Below are 12735 nucleotides of genomic sequence, written 5' to 3' on the forward strand. Positions count from 1 at the left end.
CCTCCGCACGCTCTGACCCGTAGATCGGGAAACTGGTTGCCATTGTACCGGAGGGATCGCCGATATTTACCAGTGATTTTCATTCAAGGCCATTGCCGACCCTTGTGTGACGGCTTAAAATCAACCAGTACGGCGAGTGAGGTGAGGATTTGGGACGACGCAGTTTTCTAGGGATCGGGGGCATGGCGCTGGGGCAGGCGCGGCCGGGAGCGCGGGCGAAGCAAGTGCTGGTGATCTTCGAGCAGGGGGGAGTCTCCCATATCGACACCTGGGACCCCAAGCCCGATGCACCCACGGAGCACCGGAGCCCGTTTAAGACCATCAAGACCAAGGCCGACGGAGTCTATGTCACCGAGCTTCTGGCGCAGACCGCCCAGCACATGGACAAGCTTGCCATTGTCCGCTGCATGACCCAGCCGACTCCAGGCATTGGCAACTCGCACCCCAAGGGCTCGCAGTATGTCTACTCGGGCGAGGCACCCGGCGGCCCGGTGGAGATGCCCGATATCGGCTCGATTGTCGCCCAGCGCCTCGGGACCAAGGCACCGTACCTACCCGCCCATATCCTCCTGCCCGGCACCGATGAGCAGGCCGATAGCTCGCGCATTGGCTTCATGCCCCCCGGCTACACCGCATTTAAGACCGGAGGGAGCCCCGCCGATCCCAAGTGGCAGGTGCCCAATCTCGGGCTGTTGACGGGGATCGATGAGCGGCGCTTCAAGGACCGACAGAGCCTGCTCTCCGCGCTGGATGTGGGCTTTGTGCACGGGAGCGCGCCCAAGGATGTCGAGGCGATGCAGTCGCTGATGCACCAGGCCACGGACATGCTCACCAACCCGCTGACCCGCAAGGCCTTTGACCTGGGCACGGAGTCCGATAAAGTGCGCGAGCGCTACGGCACGGGCCACCGTGGCCAGTGCTACCTGCTGGGCCGCAAGCTGATCGAGTCGGGCGTGCGCTACGTCACCGTGGATGTCCGCGAGCCGATGAACTCGTATGTCAATGGCAAGCAAGTCCGCTACGACGGTGGCAACAACATGAACTGGGACCACCACGATGGGATCTACTCCAAGACCCACACCAACAACATTCCCGGTGGCGGCGCGGGCGCGGGGCGCTGGGGCATCCAGACCTGGCCGATGATGGGCTCGACCGACCAGGCGTTCTCCGCCCTGATCGAGGACATGGCCCAGCGCGGTTTACTGCAAGAGACCCTGGTCTGCTTTGTGACGGAGTTCGGTCGCACGCCACGCATCAACGAGCGCCAGGGCCGTGACCACTGGACCCATGCCTTTAGCTTCGCCTTCGCCGGCGCGGGTGTCCCTGGCGGCACGGTGATCGGCTCGACCGACCGCGACGGTGGCTTTATCACTAGCCCGATGGCCTACACGCTAGAGGACTACGCCGCGACAATCTACGAGAAGCTGGGCATCGACCGCCGCCAGCCGCTCCACACCCCACAAGGTCGCCCCGTGCCTATCGCGGGCAAGGGCAAGCCCATCCCGGAGCTGTTTTAGATGAAGATTTTTTTAACCTCTCCCCAACCCTCTCCCGGGCGCTCGTCGGGTACCCTCTGGGTGGCTGTGAAAGGGCGTAATCTGTCCTCTGGCTCCCTCCCTTTCCCAAGGAGGAACGACTGCCCGGGAGAGGGAGGGCTGGGGTGGGAGAGGTCTCTTCCCGCCCTCGCACTAATTCTCCTCCCTACCCTAGCCCACGCTCAGGAGCGTGTCGTGGTCACGCCGCCGTCGGTGACGCTGACGAGTGCGCGGGATGCGCGGCAGGTGGTGGTGACGGGCTTCTTTGGCGGGATGCCACGCGATCTGACAGAGAAGGCTGTGTTGGTGAGCGACAACCCTAAGGTCGCCAAGCTGGTCGGGAGCCGGGTGGCGGTGGCGGGGGATGGTAAGACCCGTGTCACCGTGAAGGTGGCGGGGAAGGTCTTTACGGTTCCTGTGAGCGTCAGTGGTGCCACCAAGCCCGACCCCGTGCGCTTTGCCTTTGAGACCGTCCCGATCCTCACCAAGCAGGGCTGCGCGGGCGGCTCGTGTCATGGCTCGCCACACGGCAAGGGCGGCTTCTCGCTCTCGCTCTTTGGCTACGAGCCCAAGATCGACCGGATCGCGCTGACCCGCGATGGGTTTAGCCGCCGTGTCAATACGCTAGAGCCCGCCGAGAGCCTGATCCTTAAGAAGCCGACCCTGGCGATTCCCCATGTCGGGGGCAAGCGCCTGCGGGTGGGCGATGCGCGCTACGCCACCCTCAACCGGTGGATCGCTGAGGGCGCGGAGGTAGGCGTTCCGAGTGTGGGGGTTGCCAAGATCGAGGTGACACCCAGCGGACGCCGCGTGCTCGAAGCGCCGTATAAAAACCAGCAGATCAGCGTCATCGCGGAGCTCACCGATGGCACCAAGCGCGATGTGACCGCCCTGGCGACCTATGAATCGTCGCACCCAAGTGTCGCCAGTGTCGATCCCGATGGCAAGATCACGGGCAAGAGCCGGGGCTTTGCCGCGGTCTCGGTGCGCTACTTGGACAAAGTCCAGGCGCTGGATCTCACGGTGGTCGAGCCGCGACCGGGCTTTGTCTGGAAGCCGCAGCCGGAGAAAAACGCCATTGACGGGCTGGTCAATGCGCGCCTCAAGCAGCTCCAGTGCCTCCCCGCCCCGACCTGCTCGGACAGTGAGTTCCTGCGCCGGGTCTCCCTGGACCTGACCGGAATGCTCCCCGGTGCGGCGGCCAGCAAGGCGTTTCTCGCCGATAAGTCGCCCGACAAGCGTGAGAGGCTGATCGACAGCCTGCTGACCTCCGAGGAGTTTGCGCGCTTCTGGGCGCTGAAAAAAGCCGACCTGATGCGTGTCTCGCCGCGCCATCTCACCCCCGAGCAGGCGGGGCGCTTCTCGCGCTGGCTGGTCGAGGCGACCCGTCAAAACATGCCCTACGACAAGCTCGCCGATGCGATCTTGACCGCGACGGGAGGCACCGAGCAGTCCCCTGCGGCCAGTTATTTTTTAGCGATCAAGACCCCCGAGGAGCGCACGGAGCTAACGGCGCAGGTCTTTTTGGGCTCACGGATCGAGTGCGCCAAGTGCCACAACCACCCGTTTGAGAACTGGACCATGCGAGACTACTACAAGATCGCCGCGGTCTTTGCCCGCACGGAGGCAAAGAAAGGAAAAGTGACACTGGCGGCGACCGGTGAGGTGCAGCACCCGACCACGGGCGAGAGCATGGAGCCCTGGTCCAAGCCGGGCTCCCCCACCGAAGACCGACGCACCGCCTTTGCCCGCTGGCTGACCACGCCGCAGAACCCGTTCTTTGCCCGCGTGGAGGCCAACCGCATCTGGGCCGAGCTGACCGGGCGCGGGATTGTCGAGCCGGTCGATGACTTCCGCGCCTCCAACCCGCCTAGCAACCCCGCGCTGCTGGACTGGCTGACCCAGGAGTTTGTCAAGTCCGGCTTCGACCGCAAGAAGCTCATCAAGCTCATCTGCCAGAGCCAGACCTACCAGCGTGTCTCCGTGGCCCCGAGCGCCGCCGATGAGGCCCTCTTCTCCCACGCCAAAGTGCGGCTCTTGACCGCTGAGCAGCTCCAAGATGCGATTGGAGTCACAGCCGGCACGCTCGTCCCCACCGCTACTCTTCCTACGCAGCTCGCCGCGCTGGAGAGCAAGCTCCAGCAGCGCGACAGTGCGCTGGAGGCGGAGTTCACCCGCTGGTTCACCGCGCAGACTCGCCTGGCTAAAGGGCTCTCTCTCTGGCAGAGTACCTGGAGCGACTCGGGCACGCCTCTCACACAGATTCAGGAGGGGAAGGAGTTCCGCTTTGAGGAGACCGAGCGTCAGACACGGACACTCACGCGGACGATTCACTCCCATAGCGAGCGCACCGTGACTGTCATGCTACGGTTCAGCGATCAAGCGACCCTCAAGCTCAATGGTGTGGCAGTTATGGGCAACCTCAGGCGCCCCCTTTCTCTTGCCCTCAAGCCGGGTGAGAACACGATCGAGCTGCGCATGACCGGCGACAACCTCACCTTTACGTGGACGCTGGAGGACGATACCAGCGGCCTCTCCAGCCCGCTGATCGAGGCGCTGCGTGCCGAGAAAACCGCGCCCGCTCATGATTTCTATCTCGCCAACGATCCCGAGCGCACCGAGCTCCTGCGCCAAAAAGCGACTTTGGAAGACCGGGTGGCCTACGCGACCCAGCGCCCGTGGCCGGAGCAGACCGCCTTCACCAAGACCTTTGGCCAGCCCGCACGGGAGACCGCCTGTACCTGCGAGCGCCGCCAGACCCCGACACTCTTGCAGGCGCTGGAGCTGCTCAACGGACGGACCTCGTACGAGACGGTCGCTGCCGGGGCCGCACGCTATGCCGCCCTGCCGGACACGCAGCTCCTCGACGAGCTCTACCTCACGGCCCTAAGCCGTCTCCCCACGGTGAAAGAGCGCACGGTCGCGACCGCATTTCTGAAAAACGCCCCCGAGCGCACCGCCGCTGTCACCGACCTGCTCTGGACCGTGGTCAATACCCAGGAGTTTCTCTTCCAAAAATGAAAAAGACTGGCCCCCTAACCCCCGCTCCGCGGGGGGACAAACTCGAAATTCCTTATATTCCCCCCGCCCGGCGGGGGTTAGGGGGGTGGATTCTGCTCCTCACATTACCTGCCCTCCCAGCCCACGCCCAGTCGGTGAGCTTCTCGAAAGAGATCGCCCCGATCATCCAGCGGCGCTGTGCGGGCTGTCATGGCGAGCGCACCAACCTGGGAGACTGGCGGGCGCATACCTTTGCGGCCCTCATGAAGCCTGGCGCATCGGGGGCGGCGATGGTGGTCCCTGGCAAGCCCGAGGCGTCCGAGCTCTACAAGCGCATCACCCACAAAGACCCCGAGCTACGGATGCCCAAGTCCGACGATGCCCTGGATGCGCGGCAGCTCACGCTGGTAAAGCGCTGGATTGCGGAGGGCGCGAAGTTCGACGGCTCAAGCAAGACGGCGCTACTGAAGACACTCCTAGGGCCACGCGTGCATCCTGCGGCACCGGCGAGCTACCGCGCGACGGTCCCGGTGCTGGCGCTGGCCTTTGTGCCGGGGGCGAAGCAGGTCGCGGTCGGGGGCTACAACGAGGTGACGCTCTGGGACACGCAGACCGGCAAGCTGGTGCGGCGTCTCGGGGGGCTGCCACAGCGCATCCAGAGCCTCCAGGTGAGCAAGGACGGCAAGACACTCCTCGTGGGGGGCGGGATTCCGGGCGAGTACGGTGAGGTCGCGCTGGTGGAGCTAGCAACCGGCAAGCGGCGCGTGCTGGATACCTTTGGCGATCTGGTGCTCACCGCACGCTTCAATACCGATGAGACCAAGATCGCGGCGGGCGGCGCGGAGGCGAGCGTGCGCTGCTACGACCTCAAGAACGGTGAGCGGCTCTGGAGCATGAGCGTTCATGCGGACTGGGTGACCTCGGTGGCGTTTAGCGGCGATGGCAAGTATGTCGCGTCGGCGAGCCGCGACCACACGGTCAAGGTCTACGAGGCCGATGGAACCCTCTACACGACCTACGGCGGCCACAACCGGCAGTACGGGCAGTACAAGGGCCAGGCGCCGGTCTACGGGGTCTGTTTCTCCGGTGGCACGGCGCTCTCGGTGGGCGGCGGCAAGTGGGTGCAGGAGTGGGAGCCCGAGAAGGCCAAGGCCGAGTCCGGCGATGCGGGCGATATGGAGGACCGCTTCTTCAAGCAGGGGCACGCACGCTTCCTCGCCCACGGCTGCGAAAAAGAGATCTACCAGCTCTGCCTCAAGGACGGCCAGGTCTTCACGCTCGCCAGTGATGGAATTATCAAGCAGCTGGAGCTGACGAGTCAAAAAGAGATCCGTAGCTTCGGGCAGAGCGGCGACTTTGCCTTCTCTCTCGATGCCGACGTGGCGGCGCAGCGGCTTGTGGTGGGGAGCTTCGAGGGGAAAGTGCGGGTCTACGACCTGGCAACCGGGCAGCAGACCCTAGCCTTTGCCGCGCAGCCCCGCTAGGAAGCTCTGCACCACGGGCTTCCAGTCAAACTGCGCTTCGTAGAGCGCCTTGCCCTCCGCCGCGATTCTCTCGCGCAGAGAGGCATCTTGGATGAGCCGGAGGGTCTGGCGCGCGAACGCGGCATCGTCCCCGACCGGCGCGAGCAGGATCGCCTTCTCCGCCGCCTCACGAAAGACCGTGTCGGTGTGGTGGCCATCGGTGCCCACGGCCGCGATCCCGTGCTGGAAGCTGGTCATCAGCGAGGTTCGCCGGGTCGAGACACCGTCGATAAAGGGCGCCAGATAGAGGTCCATCGCCGAGAACCGGCGCGAGACTTCGTCGGCGGGGAGGGGCCCATCGGCGCAGAGCGGCTCCAGCTCGCCCAGGACCTCGCGCACGGCAGCGCCATCCGGGCCGATATAGAGCAGGCGGGCATCGACATTGTTCTGCCGCGCATCCTTGAGCGTGCTCGCCACCAGGGGCAAGAGCCGCGAGACATGCGCCGTCCCAAAGACCCCCACCGCCACGACGTTATCCGGGATTCCCAGGCGCTGGCGTGCCTCGCTGCGCGTGAGGGGGACATGGGGCATGGTCGAGCCGACCGGCAGGTGGTGGACGGGAATCTTCTTGAACCAGCCGCGGGCGTGCTTGGCCCAGGCCTCCGCCGACGTGAAAAACATATCGGCGGTCTGCCCGAGCTGCCAGTACTGCGGCACCTGCCACGACGCCATGACCGTGAACTTCACGCTCTCCCAGCAGGGCACAAAGTTCTCGTGCACCATCACGGCCAGCTTGGTCTTGGGGCAGCGGCGCTTGAGCTCGCGCAGGGTGGGGACAAGCTGAGGTGCGTAGCCGCGGTGGCCGTAGAGAAAGGGGTTGTACTGGAGCAGCACCCAGTCCGGCTGGCGTGCAACAATCGGCTCGATCACGCCGCGGATGCCGTCTTTGGTCTCCACCGAGAAGCAGGGAAGCACGGGCACTCCCACCACTTCGTCGTAGTCGAGGCCGGTGGGGGCAAGGAGGCGGACCTCCGCGAAGTGGGCTAGCTCCTCGCTGAAGAGGGCCGTGTAGTGCCCAATGGCATCGAACTTGGGAGGGAGGGCCGTGTTGATAATGTCGATCGTCATGCGGTTCTAAGGAGCGGCAGGCGGGCGAGGAGCTCCGCGGCCGCGGGGCCGTGCGGGAGTAGCCCCCCGCCACGGAGGGAGCGCTCGGTGTGCAGCAGAGCTGCTTTCTCGTCGGGTGCGAGGGGCGTTTGTAGGTAGGCAAGGGGGTCGCCGGTCTCTTTGCGCCAGAGCCCGTGGCAGAGCTTGACCAGCGGCTCCGATGCGCCACCGAGCACCTCGCCCAAGCGCAGGCGTGCCTCCGCGAGGCGGTAGAGTGGGAGGCCGGCGCGGAGCAGGCTGGTGTGGGCGTGCGGATCGCTCGCCTCGCTGAGGTGCGCGTAGACCGCGCGGCAGCGGGTCTGGAGCAGGCGCGGGTTGCGGAGCTGCGCCACGGCAAGATCGCGTCCCGCCCCGGCGACCACCACGGCCACCTTCTCTTTATTGCTCTCCAGCTCCGAGAGAAGAAAGCTCACCCCCTGCTGGGTCTCGGCGGGCTGGTCGAGGGCGCGGTCGGTCTCGTTGCGCAGCTTGGTCTGGAGCCCGCCCAGAGCGAGGACGGAGCGCCCCGTGAGGTAGTTGAGCTGGTGTACGGTACGGAAGCCCGCCGAGCCGACCGCCGTGTCGAGGATCACGCCCCGCAGCTCGATATCCGGCTGGGCGTAGAGGCAGGCAAGCTCCAGCGCATCGGCGAGCTCATCGGTACCGTCGGTGCAGTACACCACAGGGAGCCGCTTGCCGGAGAGCTGCTTGAGCAAGGGCAGGTTCGGCCCTACCAGCTCCGCTGCGGATTTGATAGAGGTGCCCAAGAGCCCACGCCGGGAGACTGCTTCTTGACTCATAGTTCGTGTGCCTCTTTTTTCGTAATGGGCTTTCTTGCGCCGTGACGTAGGTGTCGTAGATAAACTATTGGGCCATCATCGCCCTCTTCAACCGAAAAGAGAATCCTGTAGGTAGGAGCTCCTGCTGTACGCTGAAAGAGAAGCTGGCGAGTCTGGGTTTTAAAGTGCTGTTGTTCTGGGATTAGGGCGCAACGCTCTGGAAAAATTGCAAGGGAAGCACGTGCCTTCTGATACGCTGCCAGCCACTCTTGAGCGAGCCGGATCGACTCCGCAGGGGTAGGGTCTTCTTCTGTTCCATTCCATTGGGAGATTCGTACGAGCTCTGCTTCCACATCGCGTGTCATCCGTTCGGTAGGACGAATGAGGAACTGTTTCACGTTGCTCTCTCGGGTGTTTGTTTGAGCCAGGGAAACTTAGTCGCGAAGTGTGCATCTTGTTCGTCGCAGCTCATGACACGCCCGAAACGGATATCTGCATCAGACTCCGCAAGAGCCGTTTTCAGCTCGTCCAGCTCCTCCCCCTCACAAGCGAGAGCCTGAAGCTCCTCGGCAAAAGCGGCTTCTAGCAAGGCTTGTGCGCGCTTCATCCCTTCGGGAGTTGCCTGAATGGCTGCCAGGGTTCGTTCTGAGACTTCTAGCTTCAAGGTCATTTTTTGCTACTCCTCAATTCTTCCACTATACCGCAACCGATCTAACACGACTGCTAAAACAATGACTCCCCCCGTGAGCAGGCGCTTGAGGGGCTCTTGGACGCCGAGCTGTGCGAGGCCGTTGCCCAGGATCGCGAGCACGAGCACTCCGAGTGCGGTTCCGAGCACCGAGCCCCGCCCGCCGGTGAGGCTGGTCCCTCCAATAACGACGGCCGCTATGGCGGAAAGTTCCATCCCGACTCCGGCGTTGGGGTCCGCGCTGGAGAGCCGCGCGGCGTTGAAGAGGCCCCCTAGCCCTGCCAGTGCCCCTGCAATCGCAAAGACCGTGATCTTCAGCCGCGCGACAGGAACTCCCGAGAGAAACGCGGTCTGCTCGCTCCCGCCGATGGCGTAGAGGTTGCGCCCAAAGACCGTCCGCGACAGCACTCCCTGCGCGAGAATCACTGCGGAAAGCACCCACCAGAAAGGGGGAGTCAACCCACCCAGCCCTCCCTCCGCGAGCTTTTCCACGGGGCCACCCAGGTACTGTGTGCGGGACTCCGTGAGCAGGTAGGTCGCGCCGCGCGCCGCCTCCAGCATGCCCAGGGTCACGATAAACGACGGTAGCTTCAGCCGAACTGTGACAAGGCCCGTGAGCAGCCCGACCAGGAGCCCTGTGGAAGCGCCAAGGAGCGCGGCGAGCGGGAGAGGGAGATGTCCACGCAGGAGCGCCACTCCCAAGACGGCGCTAGCAAGCCCGAGGACGCTGCCCACCGAGAGGTCGATCCCGCCGATCAGCACCACAAAGGTCATCCCCACCGCGACAAGCAGCGCCTCAGGGAGCTGGTTGGCGATCGTCAGGAAGGTTGTCGGGGTGAGAAAGGTCGGGGAGCGCCAGGCGAAGACCGCGATCAGCAGTGCCATCGCCGCCACCAGCCCCCCGAGCTCGACCAGCGAGCGCTTCATTTTTTAAGCGTTTCGGCGGTGATCAGATCGACTGGGGTCTCTTTGTCGGTGGGGGTGGCTTTCTTTTGGAGCATCTCCAGCGCGTAGTCGATCCCAAAGGCCGCGAGCTGGTCGCCGTGCTGGTCCACGGTGCAGAGAACCGCGCCGGACTTGATGAGCTCCTGGACCGCGCCGATATTGTCAAAGCCGACCACTAGCACCTGCCCGGTCTTGCCCGCGGCCTTCACCGCCGCTACGGCTCCCAGCGCCATGGAGTCGTTGGCACAGAGCAGGGCTTTTATGTCGGGGTGGGCGGTGAGCATGGCGGCTGCGATCTTATTGGCCTGGTCGGTCTCCCAGTTGGCGGACTGGCTATCGGCGACTACCAGCCCTGCCTGCTTCATCGCGTCCTCAAAGCCCGCCTTGCGCTGCTGGGCATTAAACGCGGTGGGCGCACCCTCGATAATCGCGACTTTATCTCCAGGCTTGAGCTTGGTGGCGAGAAAATCCCCCGCCAGCTTTGCGCCCTTGCGGTTGTCCGGCCCGACAAACGGCGCGGTGAGCTGCTTCTCTTTCATGACGTCGGCGTCGAAGCGGTTGTCGATATTGACCACCACGATCCCCGCCGCCGCGGCCTTCTGACAGACCGGGACAAGCGCCTTGGAGTCGGCAGGAGCCACCACAATCGCGGCGACTTTCTGGCCGATCATCTGCTCGATAAGCTGCTGTTGCTTGGCGATATCTTGCTCGTCTTTGATGCCATTTGAGATTAGTTTGTACTTATCTTCATTGACTTGCTCGTGCTTTTTCGCCCCCTCCTCCATGGTCTTGAAGAACTCATTGGCGAGCGACTTCATCACCAGCGCGATCTGGGGACGGTTTGCACCCGCTTTGGCGACCGCGGCATCGCTGAGTGTTCCGGTGGTGGGTGAGGTGGTGGGTTGAGGGGGCTGGTTGCAGCCCGCGGCCAGCAGCAGTGCGGCGGCGACAAAAGTGGATCGTTTCATGGGCACAGGTTCTCCGCCGAGCACGTCGTTCCCTTCAAAACGCTTCTCCCACTGTCTTGTCCTTGACCGCGGCTTGCCAGCGCAGGTCCTCGGGGCAGTAGTAGCCATCGTGGAGCGTGGCGCGGCGGGTGTAGGGGACATAGTTGCCGGTGTGCCAGCCGCAGGCGCGGTAGAACGCCACATCGCCGGCAAAGAGGGGGACCAGGGTCGCGCCGGGCATGGCGCGGGTGTAGTCCAGGCAGCGCCGCTCGCGCTCCTCGGGGATGGCGGCATCCGTGAGCTCGGGGCCGGGGGGTGGGATGCGGGGGAAGTGTGCGGTCTCCTCGGGGAGATCGTCGCGGTGGTGGCTCCCCGGCACCACCCAGAGGCAGTGGTCGTCGTAGAGCGCCCCATTGAGCTGGTTAAAGAGCCGCAGGTCGCGGATCGCCCGGAAGAAGGCGGGCAGGTCGAGGCCGGGGACATTGTAGCCCCAGTCGCGGTGCCAGTGCGTGCACCAGGCGTCGTTTTGCGGCTCGAAGAGGATCCCCATGATCTGGCTAGACGCGTGCTCCGGTCCCAGAATATTCTCCACCGCGGCCCGCATACCGGGGAGCGCATGAAAGTCATGAAACGGCTGGTGGTTGAGCTCGGGGTACTTGTAGACCGGCTGGAGCCGCTGGGTCTGCGGCCCTTGGAGTGTCCGCGCCAGCTCCCGCGCCCTCTCCGCCTCGCGCCGCAGGTCTGTCAGCAGCGACACCGGAATCACCCCGCGCAGGACCGTCAGCCCCGCGCTGTAGTACTCCTCGCGGTGCCGGTCAGTGTAGAGAAACTCAGTGCCCATCGCGCTTCTCGGGGATCGTGATCGCGTCCACGGGGCCGGTTCGCCAGCCGGGGCCGTCGTCGGCGATAGTCTTCCAGGTCTGGCCCAGGTCGCGGGTGTAGCGCACATCGTGGCGGGCGTACTGTATCGCGTAGGCGACCCGGGGAGCATCGGTGAGGTTTTTCCCGGAGCCATGGACCGTCAGGCGCGAGAAGGCGACCACATCGCCGGGCTCCATCGGCACGGGGATGGTGACTTTGGGCTCTAGCCCGCTGTTGTGGTTGGTCCCCGCCACGGGATGTAGCGTCCCCAAGTAGTGTGAGTAGGGCACCATCGAGAGGCAGCCGTTCTCCTCGGTCATGGGCACCAGCGCGACCCAGAGGTTGATGCCGGGGCCATCGAACTTGGTGTACTGGTTGTCCTGGTGGAAGTGAAACGCCCCGCCGCCGCCGGGCGACTTTACCGCGCTAAAGGGCAGGTAGAGCCGCGCCTCGCCCTCCATTAGCTCCGATGCGATCGCGCACAGGTTGGGGCTATTGACCAGCGCATCCAGCGGCGAGCCCGCCAGGTACTCGCTGGTCTGCTTCAGCGCCGTCATCCCCAGCCCAATCGCATCCATGATGGACATCACATCATCGTAGGTGGCCTTCGTGGCCTCCGGCGAGAGCAGGCCCTTGAGGAGCACATAGCCGTAGGTCTTGTAAGAGTCGCGCTCCTCTGCCGTGAGGGCACGCGCCGAGATCGGATCGTTCATAGGGAGATTCTAGCAGAAAATCTCGCGCTACAACGTCACGTCGAAGATAGCTTTGGTATCCAGCAGAAAGCCGGGAAGCTCGGGGGAGCAATCGACCGTGGCGGGGTCTTCAAGAATCTGCGGCTCGGTGCCGGGTCGGTAGACATGGACACGGCGGGTGGTGGGGTCAAGTAAGAGGCTGAGACGGACGCCCGTGTCGCGCCACTCTTCCATTTTTTCTTGGAGGGGGGCCAAGCGGTCTGTCTTGGAGCGGAGCTCGATAACGAAATCTGGAAGGAGGGGAAGAAACTTCTCTTTTTGCTCCGGAGAGAGAGCCGCAAGACGGGCATTCGTTACCCAAGCGGCATCGGGGGCACGCATTGCCCCACCGGGAAGCTCGAAACCCGTGTTGGAGTCGAAGTAGCTCCCCGAGCCGTCGCGGAGTGCCCAGCCCACGAGCTGGTAGTTCAGGAGGGCATTGCGCTTGCCCGATTCGCCGCCTGTTGGCATCGTGACGATCAGTTCTCCTTTTGCGGTGCGCTCGAACTGCCAGGGAGCATTTGCCTGACAAAAGTCATAGAACTCCTCTGGGTCGGTCAGACGCAGGCCCGGGCGCATCCGCAGGATCAGCGGCCAGACACTCTCGGGCAAGGTCTCCGACGCGGTGGTAGTTGCCATG

At 64.3% G+C, this 12735-nt stretch carries 11 protein-coding genes; 3 read left to right on the forward strand and 8 right to left on the reverse strand.

The window, feature by feature from the left end:
• Positions 1 to 149 precede the first annotated feature (149 nt).
• The 3 genes from HNQ39_RS01065 (at position 150) to HNQ39_RS01075 (ending at position 6019) form a co-directional block, all read left to right on the forward strand.
• Complete coding sequence (locus tag HNQ39_RS01065; protein WP_221289736.1) at positions 150 to 1517, forward strand: DUF1501 domain-containing protein; 1368 nt, start codon at positions 150 to 152, stop codon at positions 1515 to 1517.
• A gap of 213 nt (positions 1518 to 1730) precedes the next feature.
• Positions 1731 to 4556, forward strand: coding sequence for a DUF1553 domain-containing protein (locus HNQ39_RS01070; protein WP_184192057.1), 2826 nt, complete (start codon positions 1731 to 1733; stop codon positions 4554 to 4556).
• Positions 4557 to 4690: 134 nt separating this feature from the next.
• Entirely contained in the window at positions 4691 to 6019 is a 1329-nt protein-coding gene (locus HNQ39_RS01075) for a c-type cytochrome domain-containing protein (RefSeq protein ID WP_184192059.1), read from the forward strand.
• On the opposite strand, the gene HNQ39_RS01080 is transcribed toward HNQ39_RS01075, so the two are convergent.
• The 8 genes from HNQ39_RS01080 to HNQ39_RS01115 form a co-directional block, all read right to left on the reverse strand.
• Positions 5993 to 7126 (reverse strand): glycosyltransferase family 4 protein, encoded by a 1134-nt coding sequence (locus tag HNQ39_RS01080; protein ID WP_184192061.1) that lies wholly within the window; start codon positions 7124 to 7126, stop codon positions 5993 to 5995. The genes HNQ39_RS01075 and HNQ39_RS01080 overlap by 27 nt on opposite strands.
• Positions 7123 to 7944 carry a hypothetical protein gene (locus tag HNQ39_RS01085; protein ID WP_184192063.1) on the reverse strand — a complete coding sequence of 274 codons (822 nt, stop codon included), beginning with the start codon at positions 7942 to 7944 and terminating at the stop codon, positions 7123 to 7125. Before HNQ39_RS01085 ends, HNQ39_RS01080 begins: the two co-directional genes overlap by 4 nt.
• A 373-nt stretch (positions 7945 to 8317) precedes the next feature.
• Positions 8318 to 8593 carry a hypothetical protein gene (locus HNQ39_RS01090; protein WP_184192065.1) on the reverse strand — a complete coding sequence of 92 codons (276 nt, stop codon included), beginning with the start codon at positions 8591 to 8593 and terminating at the stop codon, positions 8318 to 8320.
• Positions 8594 to 8599: 6 nt separating this feature from the next.
• Positions 8600 to 9538, reverse strand: a complete 939-nt coding sequence (locus HNQ39_RS01095; RefSeq protein WP_184192067.1) for an ABC transporter permease — start codon at positions 9536 to 9538, stop codon at positions 8600 to 8602.
• Positions 9535 to 10524, reverse strand: coding sequence for a sugar ABC transporter substrate-binding protein (locus HNQ39_RS01100; RefSeq protein WP_184192069.1), 990 nt, complete (start codon positions 10522 to 10524; stop codon positions 9535 to 9537). The genes HNQ39_RS01095 and HNQ39_RS01100 overlap by 4 nt, the downstream gene beginning before the upstream one ends.
• A 34-nt stretch (positions 10525 to 10558) precedes the next feature.
• On the reverse strand, positions 10559 to 11344 hold the full coding sequence (locus tag HNQ39_RS01105; RefSeq protein ID WP_184192071.1) for a phytanoyl-CoA dioxygenase family protein: 786 nt from the start codon (positions 11342 to 11344) through the stop codon (positions 10559 to 10561).
• Positions 11334 to 12077, reverse strand: coding sequence for a phytanoyl-CoA dioxygenase family protein (locus tag HNQ39_RS01110; RefSeq protein WP_184192073.1), 744 nt, complete (start codon positions 12075 to 12077; stop codon positions 11334 to 11336). The genes HNQ39_RS01105 and HNQ39_RS01110 overlap by 11 nt, the downstream gene beginning before the upstream one ends.
• Positions 12078 to 12104: 27 nt before the next feature.
• Positions 12105 to 12734 (reverse strand): Uma2 family endonuclease, encoded by a 630-nt coding sequence (locus tag HNQ39_RS01115; protein WP_184192075.1) that lies wholly within the window; start codon positions 12732 to 12734, stop codon positions 12105 to 12107.
• Between the last annotated feature and the right edge of the window lies 1 nt (position 12735).

Source organism: Armatimonas rosea, from assembly GCF_014202505.1.
GTDB lineage: Bacteria > Armatimonadota > Armatimonadia > Armatimonadales > Armatimonadaceae > Armatimonas > Armatimonas rosea.